This window comes from Gracilibacillus xinjiangensis, from assembly GCF_042651765.1.
Classification (GTDB): Bacteria; Bacillota; Bacilli; order Bacillales; family Amphibacillaceae; genus Gracilibacillus; species Gracilibacillus xinjiangensis.
Genome location: NZ_JBHSDT010000008.1, coordinates 1,141,699 through 1,157,878 on the forward strand (window position 1 = coordinate 1,141,699; position 16,180 = coordinate 1,157,878).

The 16,180-nt window shown below is 35.2% G+C and carries 16 protein-coding genes; 4 read left to right on the top strand and 12 right to left on the bottom strand.

Going from position 1 to position 16,180, the window contains the following annotated elements; translation table 11 throughout:
- Nucleotides 1-4: 4 nt before the first annotated feature.
- Nucleotides 5-814: a pyruvate, water dikinase regulatory protein gene (locus ACFOY7_RS17060; protein ID WP_390253748.1), complete on the bottom strand. Its 810-nt coding sequence runs from the start codon at nucleotides 812-814 to the stop codon at nucleotides 5-7.
- A 19-nt stretch (nucleotides 815-833) separates the two neighbouring features.
- Nucleotides 834-1,472 (bottom strand): helix-turn-helix transcriptional regulator, encoded by a 639-nt coding sequence (locus ACFOY7_RS17065; protein WP_390253750.1) that lies wholly within the window; start codon nucleotides 1,470-1,472, stop codon nucleotides 834-836.
- A gap of 385 nt (nucleotides 1,473-1,857) precedes the next feature.
- On the opposite strand from ACFOY7_RS17065, the gene ACFOY7_RS17070 reads away from it, so the two are divergent.
- Nucleotides 1,858-3,093 carry an MFS transporter gene (locus tag ACFOY7_RS17070; RefSeq protein ID WP_390253751.1) on the top strand — a complete coding sequence of 412 codons (1,236 nt, stop codon included), beginning with the start codon at nucleotides 1,858-1,860 and terminating at the stop codon, nucleotides 3,091-3,093.
- A gap of 57 nt (nucleotides 3,094-3,150) precedes the next feature.
- Here ACFOY7_RS17070 and ACFOY7_RS17075 read toward each other — a convergent pair whose 3' ends face one another.
- The 3 genes from ACFOY7_RS17075 to ACFOY7_RS17085 form a co-directional block, all read right to left on the bottom strand.
- Nucleotides 3,151-4,860: a DNA-binding protein gene (locus ACFOY7_RS17075; protein WP_390253753.1), complete on the bottom strand. Its 1,710-nt coding sequence runs from the start codon at nucleotides 4,858-4,860 to the stop codon at nucleotides 3,151-3,153.
- Between the two features lie 93 nt (nucleotides 4,861-4,953).
- Nucleotides 4,954-6,099 (bottom strand): PstS family phosphate ABC transporter substrate-binding protein, encoded by a 1,146-nt coding sequence (locus ACFOY7_RS17080; RefSeq protein WP_390253754.1) that lies wholly within the window; start codon nucleotides 6,097-6,099, stop codon nucleotides 4,954-4,956.
- Between the two features lie 200 nt (nucleotides 6,100-6,299).
- Nucleotides 6,300-6,581 (bottom strand): DUF2524 family protein, encoded by a 282-nt coding sequence (locus ACFOY7_RS17085; RefSeq protein ID WP_390253756.1) that lies wholly within the window; start codon nucleotides 6,579-6,581, stop codon nucleotides 6,300-6,302.
- A 107-nt stretch (nucleotides 6,582-6,688) separates the two neighbouring features.
- Between ACFOY7_RS17085 and mnmM the strand changes: the two genes are divergently transcribed.
- Nucleotides 6,689-7,252: a tRNA 5-(aminomethyl)-2-thiouridylate-methyltransferase MnmM gene (gene mnmM, locus ACFOY7_RS17090; protein WP_390253758.1), complete on the top strand. Its 564-nt coding sequence runs from the start codon at nucleotides 6,689-6,691 to the stop codon at nucleotides 7,250-7,252.
- Between the two features lie 91 nt (nucleotides 7,253-7,343).
- Here mnmM and ACFOY7_RS17095 read toward each other — a convergent pair whose 3' ends face one another.
- From ACFOY7_RS17095 to ACFOY7_RS17105, 3 genes are all read right to left on the bottom strand, one after another.
- On the bottom strand, nucleotides 7,344-7,766 hold the full coding sequence (locus tag ACFOY7_RS17095; RefSeq protein ID WP_390253759.1) for a hypothetical protein: 423 nt from the start codon (nucleotides 7,764-7,766) through the stop codon (nucleotides 7,344-7,346).
- A gap of 326 nt (nucleotides 7,767-8,092) precedes the next feature.
- Nucleotides 8,093-8,449, bottom strand: a complete 357-nt coding sequence (locus tag ACFOY7_RS17100; RefSeq protein WP_390253761.1) for a putative periplasmic lipoprotein — start codon at nucleotides 8,447-8,449, stop codon at nucleotides 8,093-8,095.
- Between the two features lie 498 nt (nucleotides 8,450-8,947).
- Entirely contained in the window at nucleotides 8,948-9,982 is a 1,035-nt protein-coding gene (locus tag ACFOY7_RS17105; RefSeq protein WP_390254150.1) for a tetraprenyl-beta-curcumene synthase family protein, read from the bottom strand.
- 127 nt (nucleotides 9,983-10,109) lie between these two features.
- On the opposite strand from ACFOY7_RS17105, the gene ACFOY7_RS17110 reads away from it, so the two are divergent.
- Together ACFOY7_RS17110 and ACFOY7_RS17115 are read left to right on the top strand one after the other, a co-directional pair.
- The gene (locus ACFOY7_RS17110) at nucleotides 10,110-10,628 is read left to right on the top strand and encodes a gamma carbonic anhydrase (RefSeq protein WP_390253763.1); all 519 of its coding nucleotides are present in this window, start codon (nucleotides 10,110-10,112) and stop codon (nucleotides 10,626-10,628) included.
- 21 nt (nucleotides 10,629-10,649) lie between these two features.
- Nucleotides 10,650-11,504 (top strand): C39 family peptidase, encoded by an 855-nt coding sequence (locus ACFOY7_RS17115; RefSeq protein WP_390253765.1) that lies wholly within the window; start codon nucleotides 10,650-10,652, stop codon nucleotides 11,502-11,504.
- On the opposite strand, the gene asnB is transcribed toward ACFOY7_RS17115, so the two are convergent.
- The 4 genes from asnB to ACFOY7_RS17135 form a co-directional block, all read right to left on the bottom strand.
- Complete coding sequence (gene asnB, locus ACFOY7_RS17120; RefSeq protein WP_390253767.1) at nucleotides 11,499-13,403, bottom strand: asparagine synthase (glutamine-hydrolyzing); 1,905 nt, start codon at nucleotides 13,401-13,403, stop codon at nucleotides 11,499-11,501. The genes ACFOY7_RS17115 and asnB overlap by 6 nt on opposite strands.
- A 130-nt stretch (nucleotides 13,404-13,533) precedes the next feature.
- Nucleotides 13,534-14,736: a methionine adenosyltransferase gene (gene metK, locus ACFOY7_RS17125; protein ID WP_390253769.1), complete on the bottom strand. Its 1,203-nt coding sequence runs from the start codon at nucleotides 14,734-14,736 to the stop codon at nucleotides 13,534-13,536.
- A 319-nt stretch (nucleotides 14,737-15,055) separates the two neighbouring features.
- Nucleotides 15,056-15,541 (bottom strand): RNA deprotection pyrophosphohydrolase, encoded by a 486-nt coding sequence (ytkD, locus tag ACFOY7_RS17130; RefSeq protein ID WP_390254152.1) that lies wholly within the window; start codon nucleotides 15,539-15,541, stop codon nucleotides 15,056-15,058.
- Nucleotides 15,542-15,566: 25 nt separating this feature from the next.
- Nucleotides 15,567-16,127: a hypothetical protein gene (locus tag ACFOY7_RS17135; RefSeq protein ID WP_390253771.1), complete on the bottom strand. Its 561-nt coding sequence runs from the start codon at nucleotides 16,125-16,127 to the stop codon at nucleotides 15,567-15,569.
- Nucleotides 16,128-16,180: the final 53 nt, after the last annotated feature.

Below are 16,180 nucleotides of genomic sequence, written 5' to 3' on the forward strand. Positions count from 1 at the left end.
ATAATTAAATTTCCGATCGAATTTTCATAATAATCCCTGCAGTTTCTTCAATTGATTTATCCGAAACATTGATGACTGGACAATCTAATTGCTGCATCCAATTACCAGCTGTTTGCAATTCTTTTTTGATTTGATCCATTGAGGCATATTTCGATTGCGCGGGTAATCCTAATGTTTTTAAGCGTTCCGTTCTTATTTTAAGCAGATGACCCGGATCTATTGTTAAGCCAACAACCATTCTGTCTGCTGGCTTAAATAATTCTTCTGGCGGCTCCATCTCTGGCAGAATCGGCAAATTAGCTGTTTTGATTCCTTTATGTGCCAAGAAAATGCTAAGCGGTGTTTTTGATGTTCTGGAAACACCGATAAGTACAACATCAGCAAGCAATAAACCTTTCACATCTTTCCCATCATCGTATTTGACTGCAAATTCAACTGCCTCGATCCGTTTAAAATATTCCTCGTCCAATACTTGTCTTTGTCCAGGCTCAGGCTTTGGATCATCATTAAATGTATCAATATATGCTTGCATCATTGGCCCCATAACATCAACTGCACGAATATCCTGACGAATTGCTTCTTGTTGCATTTTCGCCCGCAATTCTGGTTGTACTAAAGTGTATGCTATAAAACTATTGTTCTGTTTAACCTCTTTAACAATCGTTTCAATTTCTTCTTCTGTCTGGATGTGGCTATACCGTTTAACTCCTATTTCATTATTCGTAAATTGCCGGATTGTTGCACGCACAACTGCCTCTGCAGTCTCCCCGACTGCATCTGAACAAACATAAATAAATGTATTCTTAAGTACCATGGCTATGCTCTCCTTTGTTCTATGCTTCAGATTCCACTTCAATTAATGATTTCACTATATTTGTTTTTGTAATTCTGCCTATTACCTTTAATGCTTGTGAATTTTCATTTACTTGTTTTACAACTGGCAAGCTATCAATTTGATAATAAATCAGCTTTCTTGCAGCCTCATATACACTATCGTCTGACTCTACTGTATACACTTTAGGTTTCTTTGTCATAACTAATTGAATAGGCATAGAAGCAGCTTGTGCATTCCCCAGAGTTACTTTTAATAGATCTTTCCGAGATACAATACCTGTCAGAAACTGATTCTCATCAACAACTACTAATGTACCGACATCTTCTAAGAATAATGAGATTACCGCATCATTTACTGTAGTTGATGCATCAATGGTTACGGCAACACTTTGAATTTCTTTTACTGGTGTCTTATGCCACCAATCAGAACGTTCCATCCGATTTAAATTTTTCTTTCCAAGAAAATACCCTACTTTTGGCTTTGCTTCGATATTTCCTGTCATCACCAAAACTGCTAAATCAGATCGAATTGTCCCTTTACTAACTCCAAGCATTTCTGCTATTTGTTCAGCTGTTATTGGTTCATGCTTTTTCAATATTTCAATTATTTCTTGTTGCCTTTTCGTAAATTCGATCATTCTTTTCCTCCTGATCTTTCAATCCCAAACATATAATATTAGAAAGAAAAGCTTGGATGGTTTCCAAGGTTTCCTTTATACTATAATTAGAAAATAATTACCGAACTTATAGTATAAAATCATCATAACATATTTTAAATGGGGAATTGAAAAAGTACTGTCAATTGAAAAAATAAATATAGGTTTTATCTATTCAGATTTTATAAGTATCACTTTAATAATACAACATTTTTATTTATATGTTATATTATATCTGCTTATCCAGAGAAAGTTAAGTGTATTGTAAGTATATTTCAATTAATATCCATTAGATGTATTTATTTACACATTTTAAAAAGCCCTTACAATATAGTAATCTTTTGATCATACATAGGAGAAATAATTAATGAGATTTAATCACAAAATGAATTATACCCTTTTGTTAATTGTTGTTTTTGGCGGCTTCTCCATCTTCGGAATATCTGAAAATATTAAAGGCCCTGCCCTGCCAAATATGCAATTGGAGTTAAATTTAAGTGATGGCAATCTTGGCTTACTTCTTGCGATTAACTCTTTCAGCTTTTTAATCGCGTGTACGTTTACTTCATGGCTGATTGACAAAATTGGTACTAAAGTTACAAGCATTCTTACATTCTTGTTAATGGCTGTATCGGGATTGTTTATTTATTTGTCATCAAACTTCCTCTCATTGGCTGGCGGCTATTTCCTTTTATACTTAGGCAATGGAATGTTAGAGATTGGTTTAGCTATTATTGCTGCGAGAATATTTACCAGGAATACTGGGACTATGCTTAACTTATCACACTTTTTCTATGGATTAGGTTCAACAGTTGCACCAATTCTTGCCGCACAAATGATGGGATGGGAAATATCTTCTACTATTCTCGGTTGGCGGGGAATGTACATGATTATGTTGTCACTTTCATTGTTACCATTAGTTCCTGTTACCTTAAGCAGATTTCCAAAAGGAGAAACAGAGGAGACCAATGAACGAACATCAATCAAAAAATTGGCCAAGGACCCGATTGCATGGTTAATCGTTTTTTCATTATCAATGGCTGTTACTGCAGAATTAGGCATTGCTGCATGGCTTGTCAATTATTTAGTTAAAGTAAGTGAATGGAATTTAGCTGATGCTTCCGGCATGTTATCAATATTCTTTTTTACGTTTATGCTCGCAAGACTGCTGCTAGGTCCAGTCACTGATCGCTTTGGCTATACGAAATCAATAATTACTTTTTCCTTTTTCGCCGGTATCATAAGTATGATTCCAATTTTTGCTGGTGATCGTTTTGCGATATTATTTGCCATTGCTGGATTTGGCATTGGACCCATCTATCCCACAATGATGGCTCTTCTAGCCAAGAAATATGCAAACGGTACAGATACTGCAATTACATTTACTGTTACACTAATAGGAGTTGCTACAGTATTATCGAACTTACTAATTGGATATATAATTGAATTTGTCACATCACTCTCTTTAAGGCCAACCTATGTAGCTAGTAATCAATTAGGAATGCAAGCAGGATATCTCTTTTTAGCCTTAACGGCAATATTATGTGGAACTACTTGCCTCGAAATACACCGCAGATTAAAACAGCAAAATAACATTTTATAAAAAAAAAGCATGGTCTCATTAGATGTAGCGTTACATCTTGAGAACCATGCTTCCCTATTATTGTTGAGTTAATCCTTCGATTTCCATTGTTTCAACTGTTGCTGTACCGTTGTCCAGTATACTCACTTCTGCTCTAATTCGGTCACCTTTTTGCAGGAATATAGCTAAAGGCACATTACTACCATTGACAGAATAGATAGTCTGGTCACCTTCTAATAGAAACTGAACCACTTGACCCTGCTCTGTAGATGTAACAAGCACTCGATTAATTTGTCCTGACTTTGTTTCAAGCGGAGCATCATCTGTTGCTCCGACATTTCCTGGATTTTGCAGTAATGCCATTCGATAAGCATCTAATGTTTGACTTGCTGTTTCTCCAAACACGGCAAAATCTGAGTCATTTGCTTTAATATATGCATATTGTTTATGCAAACCGTTTGGGTCAAGAACATTAACAACCCATGTAGGATTTCCATCAATATTATAAAGTACCGGCATATAACCTTCCCAACGCTTTTCCGGGAATTCTTTGTTTACAATTTGTTTTGCACCTTCACTATCCATTATCCCATTATTTTTCTCTCCACCGTAATAGGTCAGTTCACCAGTTCTTGAATCAATCAGTGTATAACCTAACGCTGAATCAATATTTTCTTTCGGCGAAGTAAGGTCAGTAAAGTAGAACATAGCACCATTTTCATCAAATATTGGGGTTACGCTTGATTCGGAACCTGATTCATTTGGTATTTTTACATCTCGTTTACCAAATACACTATTAAGCCAACCATGAATATATTTACCAAAATATTCATTTTCTATTGAGGCAATTTCCGAACTAACTGACCCTTCAATAAATTCCGGTGCTTCATCTGTGTTATACATTTTCATCGCACTTGTAACAGGATCAATGACAACTACTTTTAATTTTTGCATATCTGGTTTATTTGTAATATGCATTGGACGATAAAGTGTCTGAACGTACCACGGTTTTCCTTCATCATCTACTTCGATTTGAGCTTCACCACTTTGTATATATTGCGGAAATTTATTATAAATGACGCGGTTTACATTTTTATGAAAGTAACTGGAATTTGTGTAGTGCATTGCACTATTGTGGAATTCGGGCTGTGCATTAACATTTGTTGCAGAAATCGTAAAATAACCTGGTGTTTCTTTCCCACGAACAAATTTCCAAAATCCAGAAAATTCAACTGGTGCCACATATACGATTTCGTTATTTACTTTCTGAACTTGAAGCTTTCCTAAGTCATAAAACTGTGGGTTAGGTACGACGCTCATTGCTTTTTGTATTTTATTTCGGGCAAATTCTGGTGCAACAGTTATCGGTGTTTCGTCCTTCGTCATTGGCTTTGCCTCTTCTTCTTCTTTTACAGTTATGGAATTATGCGCCTCATCTAAACTGGTAAACCCTGTAATAATCACCGCAACAATACTTATAATTGCTAATGTAATGATGGAGATTACTGGTGTTAATATTCTTGTTTCCACTTTTTCACCTGGTGTATATAAAAAGAGTGGCAGTAATACAATAGCTATAATAGTATTTGCTATTAACATGTTAGGTACTGTGATTGTTGGCAGAGTAAAGTAAAAGATTACCGCTGTTACAATATAACCTGCAAAAAACAAAAGTAATCCTTTTTTAAAATTTTTAGCACTACCCGCTTTTGAGAAGCTTACTGTAATGATAACTCCTGCTAAATATAAAATCATCGCAAATAAGGATGCAATTAAAACACCTATCATTAAAATTTCCCCTTTCTTATCTATCTCTATCATACTTTACGATTCTACCATAAGAAAGGTTTCATCTCATTTACATTCCGATAGGAAAATCCCTTATTTAACCCGTACATACCCAGATCTATCCACAATTTGCTGCCCCTGTTCTGATTGCATCCATTCAATAAATGGAGGAATGTTCGGATTGCTGCTGCCTGCTGTTATAGCAAAAAAATCTGCCACAATCGGATAGGAGCCGTTCTGTATATTCTCTTTTGTAGGAGCAATCCCATTCACCGCGATATATTTAATACGCCTGTCTTCAACCATCTCTTGAGAGAAATAACGAAAAGAATAACCGATTGCATTTCGATGATTTTGATAATTAGATGTCTCTCGAATTATTCCCCCCATCCCACTTATTATTTCATCTGCTGGTGGATCCATAATAGTTGCCCCATCCATAAATCGAACTAATGCGGATTGACTGCCACTGCCCTCTGGTCGCTGAAAGGCACGAATTTCTGCATCATTTCCCCCAACTTCTTTCCAATTGGTAATTGCACCAGTATAGATTGCCTGAATTTCTTCAATCGTTAGGGAGTCAATCGGATTCCTTTGATTAACAAAGAATACAAATGCTTCTTTACCAATTGGTGTCAATTTTAATTCCTTATCCAATTCTTTGGCCATCTGATATTGTTCTTTCGATGGTTCAGCAATAACAGCGATATCGACTACATCATTGATTAACTTCATGAATGCGCCGGATGTTTGGCTTGACCTTACTTCACTCTCTTCAATACTGTATGTTTTTTTGGGATAGACAGCCTGAGCAAAACTAGCATAAACAGGATATAATGCTGTTGCCCCATCTATTACAGGTAAATCATCAGTTATTTTATAGTTCGATTGTCCCTCCAGCTGAACTAATTTTGTCCCAACCTCAAACGGCTGGTATTCCCCTAAATCAAAGTCTTGTGTACTCACAATTTCGAGGCTTTTTAAATAAGATTGATATCCTTCAAAACCTATTACAACCACAAATGAAATGATTATAAATGATAAACTACTAATCTTAACCAATCGTTCTTTCCATTGGCCATATATGCCGAGAACCATAATAATAATTACACCTATGGTGATAGCTGGGATATAAACTCCGTAAAATTGCTGGTGCTTTCCGAGCATCATTATGATCCATAAAAACAAACCGGCAAATCCTAAACCTATCACTGTAATGACTGTTGCTACAGTTCTCATATAATTCACCTCCATAAAATTCCCCTTCATAAAAGTGAGTATTAATCCATCGTGGAATAACTGTGATTATATCATAAAAAATATGTTAAATAATAGAAGATAAAAAGTTTTTAAAATGAAAAAGCTGCATGATTATGCAGCTTCTAACTCATAGATATAGTGGGATTATATTATTTTAAGATCACAACTATAGAAATACTCTATTCAAATCTGTTTACATCAATTTGATCCAGAATCATATCATTCAGTTTCTCATTAACAACAAGCTGAAAGCGATGAAGTTGATCTCTTTGCTGGGCATTCGCACTTGCTAGTACCCGATTAAGATTTTGGGCAAGCTTTTCTAATTCCAACTGTGCATTCCTATAGTCTTCATTCATCATAAAATGATTACGATTTGATTGGTCTAACTGTTCTTCTGCTTGCTGAATAATATGGTGTCCTTCAATAAGTAAATTCTCTACAGAGTCTCTTGTTGCCATTTCCTATCACCTCTTGTCTAGTTTGAGACAAGAACAAAAATTCATACACGAATGAGCATATTTTTGCTAAAATAACCTTAATATAAAAACAGTCAGGAGAAAAGAGAATGAAGACAATAATACCTTTTTCGCATCAATTATTAAAAGAAATCGTCTTAAAAGGAGATACAGTTATCGATGCAACATGTGGTAATGGTAATGACACCCTTTTCTTAAGCAAATTAGTTGGTCAGCATGGGAAAGTCTATGGATTTGACATTCAAGCAGCAGCTATTGTAAATACAAGGAAAAAAATCGAAACAGAAGATTACCTGAAGAATGTAACACTTATCCATGATGGACATGAAGCAATTGACAAATATATCGCGGTTAATGAAGAAGTTGCTGGTGCTATATTTAATTTGGGATATTTACCAAAAGGAGATCATGCGGTTGTAACCAAGCCAGTTTCTACAATCCAAGCAGTGGAGAGAATCCTTAAAAGATTAACGCTTGGAGGAAGGATTGTGCTTGTTGTCTATCACGGGCATGAGGGCGGCACGGAAGAGAAAAATCACTTATTAACTTTTTGTGAAAATCTTGACCAAAATTATTACCAAGTCCTACAATACCAATTTATTAATCAAAAAAATCAGCCACCCTTCATACTTGCAGTGGAAAGAATAAAATAAGCCATCCTGAAAAGAGGCTCCCATTGTCCCTGCTTATCTCATTAAAATGCTTGATTAATGAAGTCGGGGATCAAAGGGACAATCTAACTACTTACCCTTCCACAAGCAATTTATATACCATTATTTTTTCATCGATCTTAGCTAGAATAATGTTTGGTGGTTCATTTTCATTATATTCTATACCTTTTGGTACATATATTGGTGTTCCGTTTGGCAGCCTTGTTGCAAACATATTTCGGTAGAACCATGTTTGTTTCGTCTGCTTTCTAATTTCATTAATCTGTTCACCTAATTGATATTCCATTTCTACCAGCCATTCTTCTTCAGCTGCATTGGAATAGACCAATCCACCCATCTGAATAATATCTGCGTCGGGATTACCCTCCAATATTTCTTTAGCTGAAGGATTATTTACCACACCGAACTGTGGGGGGAATTTCCCGCTTAAAGCTAAGCCTGCTAGTAAAAACAAGCATACGGATATGCCAATATAGATGGATATTTTTTGTTTCAACTATCTTCAACTCCTCTAACACAATCTACTTGAACTACCCATCCTAATGATTGTTTTCTTGGTCATAAAACTAAAGTTTGGTAAAGCTGAATAATTTAATTCCAGTGCAGATTAATCATCACATACATCTTTATCAAATGAGGAGTCGTCCCTCTTTCCCCACTTATATTCATGTTTATTTTCAAAGTATTTAGCGGTACTGGAATTGTTGATACCATTTTTAACTGCAATTGCAATAGTATATAGAACCACCAACCTCGTTAAAATTGATCGTATTGTTCCAAGACGGTATATATCATAACCTCCAGTAATATCTTCAAGTTATATTATCCTTCAATCATTCCTAAATATGGTATGATTTGATCATCAACTACAGCAATTATTATCGGTCTGTTTTCGTCAATCAGTTCATATAATTCAGTTTCAATTGGTAAGTGTGTCGCATTATTACTTGATGATATTTCACCAATTTGATCTCCGAGTTTAAATTCTAATTCTGTGAGCCATTCCACATCCATCGCATTTTTGTAAACGATATCTCTGTGGACAAATACATCTGCATTGCTGTCTTCTTTTAGTATTTCGTCCATTGTTGGATTCCCAATCGCTATTTGATTGATTTGATCATGATTACATGCTGCCAGCAATCCTGGTAAAATAAATAAAATGATTAGCTTCTTCAATTATTACATCTCCTTTTCGTACCTTTTAATCGTTTAATACTGACGATTTTGCATAGTATATGTATTAAAACAATTGATGAATGATCGAGCAGTTTTGATTATTTATTATCATAACTAATAACCAACCTGAACCAAAGGATTATGGCAAAAATGAAAAATTATCCAAATCGGACAGTGTTGGAATTAAATAAAACAATCCCCGCTATTTAAACAGTGAATATTGTGTAATAAATTAAGCATTCAATACATTCCCTTTATACAAAAATTAAAACCTAAAAACTAACAGTTAGTTTTTAGATAGAATGAGCTTGAATTATTTCCCGAGAAATATATTACTGTATGAAAGGCGGTTAATTTGTTAGAATTAGTAAAAATTGTAAGATGAAGTAGTTATAATTACTGTTATCTACATATAGGGTGAAAATGAATAAATACTAAAATGTTGGGAATCATAATCAAAGTAAAAAGCTTGGTACTAATACCAAGCCTTTCACTGATCTAATATCTTCCCGCCAAGCGATTATATATTTTGATATTCCAGTGGAAAAATTGTGACCTTCTCCCACTAGCTTTAATTAACCTCTTAGCGATTTCATAAGCTTTATCCATCTTCTTCACTTTTGGATCTGCTAAGTATAGCCCGACTAAACCATGCTGGACCATTTCGTGAAAAGTCTGGTCAGGTAATTTCTGTACTTGTGCATTGGTCTGCTCAACAAAGTAGATTAACCTTTCTTCTAATTCCTGTTCATTTTCATAATAGTTACAGAAATTCAGATCACCTTCAATCCGGTCCTCTTCCTGGTCAATAAAGTAATCTAGCATAATATGTAATCCTTGTAAGTATGGGAAATAACTATCATAGATTGTTTTTGCTAAGTTTTCTGTTATCATACCGTTAAGTGCATAGGAGGTCATGCAAAAAATCCCTAATGTGGATCCAGTACAAGCAGAAAATTCATACCAGCTTAGCATTGGCCATTTCTGCTGATAAGATTGAAACCATTCTTCAAGCCTTGGAATTCTTTCTTCATGCTTAACGTGTTTATGTACTTGAAGATCACTATATAATGCTTCCAATTCTAATATATAGCTTTCAAACATTGGATAGTTATCAATTTGTCTTAAAACATCTTGACATGTGATCACTAAATCTATTAAATAATTACCATCATCTTGTTCTTCACGAAGCTGATAGTAGTTCTTCACTTGATTGCTGGGAGTTAATGCATCTTCCATTGATTGATGCAGCATACGAAAATCTTTCGGATCAAGTGATGTACTTCGATCACACAAGTTATCTAAATAGTCACTTATCGTTTGATATGCTACAATAAACCGAATCGCTTCTTCCCATCTGTCCCCTGCCAATACGCTATATACACTCCCGCCTTGACAGTGAAACTTCTTATCTTTAATACTAGCTAAAGCTTGTGTACGTAATTCCCGATTTGGAATTTTTTCCGCTCTTTTTTTCCAATAGTTTAATTCTCTATTTACTTGTGGAAAAATCTTCTGATAAACGCTTTTCATTAATAAAGGAGCATTTGCTGGGATTTGGTTAGCCAAAATTATTCCCTCACTTTGTCTAATACTTTCATATATTTTTTTCTACTTTATATGATATCATAATATTAACGATTTAGCAGGAGGGAAGAAAATGATCCACCAATATAAAGGCAGTAATCCATTTATTCATCGTGATGCATTTATTGCACCAGATGTAGTTATTACAGGTGATGTGGAGATCGGTGAATATACAAGCATTTGGTTCAAAACGGTTATAAGAGGCGATGTCGCCCCTGTAAGGATAGGTTCGTATTCCAATGTTCAAGATTTATCATTGTTACATCAAAGTCCAAATAAACCACTAATAGTTGAGGATTATGTAACAATCGGCCATCAGGTAACATTACACTCTTCCATCATCCGTAAACATGCCCTTGTTGGAATGGGTTCCATTATTCTCGATGGTGCAGAGATTGGGGAAGGTGCCTTTGTAGGTGCAGGCAGTCTGGTTCCACAAGGAAAAAAGGTCCCTCCAAGAACGCTTGCATTTGGAAGACCTGCTAAAGTAATTAGAGAATTAACCGATAAAGACATTGAAGAGATGCAGCGTATTCAACAAGATTATGTGCAGAAAGGTATCTACTATAAAGAGAATCTGGCGAATAAATAATCGCATTATTGGGGGGAACTTATGCTTATTACCCTTTTTGTCTTATCAATTACTATGTTTTCTTTTCTGTTTTACTATTATAAACGTTCACAAAAGAAAATTATACAATACATGGCTTTCCTTTATATTCTTTTATTTGGTACAGTCAGTTTTGGGATCGGCGGATATTTAATCTATACTATTGATCTAACATGGGTACATGCAACAGGCAATGGTGGTCCTAAAGCGTTAAATACCCATTCCATTGTTAGAAATGGTTTAGATAGTAAAATAAAACCTGAAGTGAAACTAGAGGCTCCGATTGTTCATCAGTTCCCGGAACTGCCACGCGGTTGTGAGATAACATCATTAACAATGTTGTTCCAATATCATAACATAGACGTAAATAAGATGAGATTAGCAAAAGAAATTAAGAGGGATAAGACGCCCTATGTAAAAAAGAATGGCGTCGTATATTTTGGGGATCCGAATACAGGATTTGTTGGTAATATGTATAGCTTTAATCAGCCAGGATTAGGAGTTTATCATCAGCCGTTATATGAACTTACAATGAATTATGTTGGCGACAAAGCAGTAAATTTAACAGGGCAGGACTTCCAATCTGTTATCAGGTCTGTCTCTAACGGAGAACCCGTTGTAACCATTACCAATATTACTTATCAACCACTATCTGAATCTGAATTCGAAACATGGCAAACACCAAATGGTCCTGTTGAAATTACAAGGAAATTACACGCAGTACTTGTAACAGGTTATGATCAACAAAATGTTTATTTTAATGATCCGTATGACGGCAAACAAAAAAAAGCTCCCAAACAATCATTTATCGCTGCCTGGGAGCAAATGGGCAAGCAAGCTATTTCAATCAGTCTATGATTGAGCTAGTTTGCTTTCTGTTTTGTCTTCGTTTATTAGTTTCTCAATATCGAATTTATTTTCCATGAAAATTTGGTGCCAGAGCATAAACATGAAAACTGTCCACAGCTTGCGGCTGTTGTCTGCTTTTCCTGCACAATGGTCATCTAAAAGCTGCTTAATTACAGGCTTGTTTAGTAAATGTTCCGTTTGACTCTCATTTATCAATTGACGTGCCCATCCATTCAGCTCGTTTTTAAGCCAATGGCGAATTGGCACAGGAAATCCTAATTTTTTACGGTCTAACACATGATCCGGTACAATCCCTCTTGATGCTAAACGTAAAATATGCTTGGTTGTTCCTTCTGCGATCTTCATATCAACTGGAATTTCACTAGCAATACGGAAGACTTCCTTATCTAGAAATGGAACCCTTAGTTCTAATGAATGTGCCATTGTCATTTTATCAGCTTTTAATAATATATCTCCACGCATCCATGTATGAATATCAACATACTGCATTTGGTTTACGAGATGATCATTTTGTACTTGATGAAAATATGGTGCCGTAATTTGCTGGTAAGAAATATTGCTGCTATGAGTGTTTAAGATAGCTTTTTTTTCTTTTTCTTCAAACATTTTTGCATTACCAATGTAGCGATCTTTTAATGGTGTTGTACCTCTTTCAAGGAAACTCTTTCCTTTTACACCTTCTGGTAAAACTTGTGCGACTTTTGCTAATAAATCTTTTGCAGGTGCTGGTATGGATTGGAACATTTTTAGAGATTCTGGTTCTCGATAAATATTATAACCGCCAAACAATTCATCCGAGCCTTCTCCAGATAATACAACAGTTACATGTTTTTTCGCTTCCCGTGCAACAAAGTATAATGGAACACAAGCTGGATCTGCTAACGGATCATCTAAATGCCACAATATTTTCGGTAGTTTTGCAACATACTCCTCTGGGGAAATCATATATGAATGATTTTCTACACCCAGCTTTTCTGCTGTTTCTTTTGCAACATCAACTTCTGAATACCCTTCTTGCTCAAAGCCAACAGAAAATGTTTTAATATTCGGGTTGAACTCCTTCGCGATAGAGACAATTAAAGAGGAGTCAATTCCACCTGATAAAAATGATCCAACAGGTACGTCACTTCGCATATGAAGATTGACAGAATCATACATTACATCTTGTATTTTTTTAATTAATACTTGTTTTTCTTGTTGAACTGGTTGAAATGTTGCATGGAAATAACGGTGGAAAGATATTTCCTCATTGAAACGCTTGACAAAAAAATGACCTGGTTCTACTTTTCGAATATTTTCATTCATTGATAACGGTTCGGGTACATATTGGAAACTTAAATAATGTTGTAAAGCCTCACGATCAACTGTTTCCCCAACATCTGCAAGTAAACTCTTTTTTTCTGAAGCGAAGTAGATGCCTTCCTCTGCTTCCTTATAAAACAATGGTTTAATACCAAATGGATCTCTGGCACCATAAACGGTTTGTTCTTGTTTATCCCAGATTAGAATAGAAAACATACCGCGAAGTTGTTTAAATGCCTCTACACCATATTCCTGGAACATGGCCAGAATAACTTCCGTATCAGAATCTGTTGTAAAGTGATACTCTTTTTGTTTTAACTCATCTCGTAATTCAATATAGTTATATACCTCACCATTAAAAACCATCCAGTATCTATCATCATTATAGGTGAATGGCTGATGGCCACTTTCAATATCAATAATGCTTAATCTGCGAAAACCGAATAGTACTTGCTCATCCTCATAATAGCCTTCATCATCTGGCCCACGGTGATAAATTGCTGTATTGCGGTCTTCGAATCGTTTTACTTCTTCTTCCTGCCATATTTTGCTTTCGGACTTAATTATACCGACAAATCCACACATAATTTATTGGTTCCTTCCTTTATTGTTTCTTTATGTAGCTTAGGTTTATCTCCAAATCAATATGAGAAAAAGCCAAGTACACATCGGGCACTTGACCTTTGTATCTCAATTATTTAATTTTAAATGTTCCTTACGCTTTTGACAAGTATGTTTGTAATTGTTCTACCCTGTCCGTTTTTTCCCAAGGAAATTCAACATCTGTACGTCCAAAATGTCCATATGCAGCTGTTTGACGATAAATAGGTCTTCTTAAATCTAACATGTTAATTATACCTGCAGGACGCAGATCAAATATCTCACGAACTGCAGCTACTAATGCTTCTTCTGAGTACTTTCCTGTATCAAAGGTATTAATTGAGATAGACACTGGTTGCGCGACACCAATAGCATAAGCAAATTGTACTTCACATGTATCCGCTAAGCCCGCAGCAACAATGTTTTTCGCTACATAACGTGCTGCGTATGCTGCAGAACGGTCTACTTTTGTAGCATCTTTTCCACTAAAAGCTCCACCACCATGACGTGCATAACCCCCATAAGTGTCTACAATGATCTTACGGCCAGTTAAACCGGCGTCACCTTGTGGCCCGCCAATGACAAACCGACCAGTAGGGTTAATGAAATATTTCGTTTCATCATCTAATAATTCAGATGGAACAATTGGATTGATGACATGGTCTTTTACTTCTTTTTGAATTTGTTCTAATGTAACATCCTGATGGTGCTGGGTTGAAATAACGATCGTATCAATACGAACAGGTTTATTATCCTCGTCGTACTCGACAGTCACTTGCGTTTTCCCATCAGGCCTTAAGTAACCCAATATGCCGTTTTTTCTGACATCTGTTAGCTGTTTCGCTAATTTGTGTGCCAAACTAATTGGCAATGGCATTAATTCCGGTGTTTCATTGTTGGCATAACCAAACATTAATCCCTGATCACCAGCGCCAATTGCTTCAATTTCATCTTCGCTCATTTTACCCTCTCTTGCTTCTAGTGCCGTATTTACACCACCAGCAATATCAGGAGATTGCTCATCAATTGCAGTTAAAACACCGCATGTTTCAGCATCAAATCCATATTTTGCTCTAGTATAGCCGATCTCTTTAATTGTGTTTCTAACGATTTTCGGAATATCTACATACGTATTTGTTGTAATTTCACCTGATACTAGAACTAATCCAGTAGTTACAGTTGTTTCACAAGCTACCCGAGCATTTGGGTCATTTCTGACAATTTCATCTAATATTGCATCAGAAATCTGGTCACAAATTTTATCTGGATGTCCTTCAGTAACCGATTCTGATGTAAATAAACGTCTATTTTGCACCATCTTTACATTATCCTCCTTAAAACTTCCATCAAACATACCAATTAGACCTATAGCGTCATTGTTCTCCATTAAATGTTATCATTCAATTTATTATAAATACTCTTAACACCACTATACATTTTTCCTTAAAAAAATGCACGGCTCGGCAAAAAATATGTTAATTAATTAAATTAGCTGGATATAAATATTCCATACTTTTATATTCGAACGATAGGGATAATATATTACACTATATCCTAATTATAGTCTATATCGTACCTTAAACAGATGAGCAAAGTCAATTACTTTTTATCTTGCTAAAAGATAATATAGCTAACCCTTAGATAGGGTTAGCTATAAGCGAATTTGCTTTAATAAATTGTAAGCTGTATGTCAATACATCATCTTTCATAATAAAGCTGAATAATTCATTTGTTCGAATATTGTCAGGTAATTCATCTAATAAGACTGGTCCGGCTGTCTCCATATAAGTGGAGTGCTTTTTAATTGTTTTTATATTTGCAAAATAAATATTCTTCGCTAATTGGTCATATCTACCAGTAACGAAATATTGACCAATATAATAAATTGATTCAATTTCCCCACCAGTCTCTTCACTTACTTCCCTAATCGCCGCTTCATTTGCAGATTCATTTCTTTCGACTTTCCCGCCAGGAAATTCAAGCCCTCGCTCTAAATGCTTGGTTAAAAGCCACTTGGATCGATATCTGCATATTACCCATACATGTTTCGGATCTTGATCAAATGGATGATCAGAAAAGGACAACTTCACTTGATTGTTATAATAGTCATTAAATATTCTCATATGCCTATTGTACCTTGATTTTTTATCAATGGCTAATATTTGTAATTTTCCATTGTCCTTCGTTTTTCTCAAAAAGCACTTTTATAGTGTATGGCCCATACAAATCCGATACATTCGCTTGTGTAATTTCCACTTTTTTATCAGATATCTCTTTCTTATTATACTCATTATCTTCAACGAACCATGCAGGTGTTTCTGTCGGGTTGATATAGAGTTTATTATCTTTTTCCTCAAAATAGTAATCTATATATGGTTGAACGACTTCTTTTGCCGCGATTGGTTCAAATTCACTAATCAATGTTTCTTTCGAATCAAATTGAACTACTCGGTACTGATCATCTACCTCTTGGACAAGTGTCTCCATGAATTTATCCATAATTGCCGCAATCTCTTCATGAGTTATCGTTGATTCATTACTTTCAAGTATAGTAATTTTGCTGGAATCTAAATTAGAGGCATTTGTTTGTTTATGTACAGCTTTCACTTTTTCTGTTTTCAATACATGACTAGTATCTGTTTGTTGAAATATAATGAAAGTAAACCCAAATAATAATCCGATTGTTAGTATTGTTATAAGCTTTTTCATTTTTATCCCCCTCCCAATTTACTATATATATCCTTATCCTTATTTATAATTCT

Coding starts and splice junctions, on each gene's coding strand:
- ACFOY7_RS17060 (WP_390253748.1), bottom strand. CDS start 814: ATGGTACTTAAGAATACATTTATTTATGTTTGTTCAGATGCAGTCGGG.
- ACFOY7_RS17065 (WP_390253750.1), bottom strand. CDS start 1,472: ATGATCGAATTTACGAAAAGGCAACAAGAAATAATTGAAATATTGAAA.
- ACFOY7_RS17070 (WP_390253751.1), top strand. CDS start 1,858: ATGAGATTTAATCACAAAATGAATTATACCCTTTTGTTAATTGTTGTT.
- ACFOY7_RS17075 (WP_390253753.1), bottom strand. CDS start 4,860: ATGATAGGTGTTTTAATTGCATCCTTATTTGCGATGATTTTATATTTA.
- ACFOY7_RS17080 (WP_390253754.1), bottom strand. CDS start 6,099: ATGAGAACTGTAGCAACAGTCATTACAGTGATAGGTTTAGGATTTGCC.
- ACFOY7_RS17085 (WP_390253756.1), bottom strand. CDS start 6,581: ATGGCAACAAGAGACTCTGTAGAGAATTTACTTATTGAAGGACACCAT.
- mnmM (WP_390253758.1), top strand. CDS start 6,689: ATGAAGACAATAATACCTTTTTCGCATCAATTATTAAAAGAAATCGTC.
- ACFOY7_RS17105 (WP_390254150.1), bottom strand. CDS start 9,982: ATGAAAAGCGTTTATCAGAAGATTTTTCCACAAGTAAATAGAGAATTA.
- ACFOY7_RS17110 (WP_390253763.1), top strand. CDS start 10,110: ATGATCCACCAATATAAAGGCAGTAATCCATTTATTCATCGTGATGCA.
- ACFOY7_RS17115 (WP_390253765.1), top strand. CDS start 10,650: ATGCTTATTACCCTTTTTGTCTTATCAATTACTATGTTTTCTTTTCTG.
- asnB (WP_390253767.1), bottom strand. CDS start 13,403: ATGTGTGGATTTGTCGGTATAATTAAGTCCGAAAGCAAAATATGGCAG.
- metK (WP_390253769.1), bottom strand. CDS start 14,736: ATGGTGCAAAATAGACGTTTATTTACATCAGAATCGGTTACTGAAGGA.
- ytkD (WP_390254152.1), bottom strand. CDS start 15,541: ATGAGAATATTTAATGACTATTATAACAATCAAGTGAAGTTGTCCTTT.
- ACFOY7_RS17135 (WP_390253771.1), bottom strand. CDS start 16,127: ATGAAAAAGCTTATAACAATACTAACAATCGGATTATTATTTGGGTTT.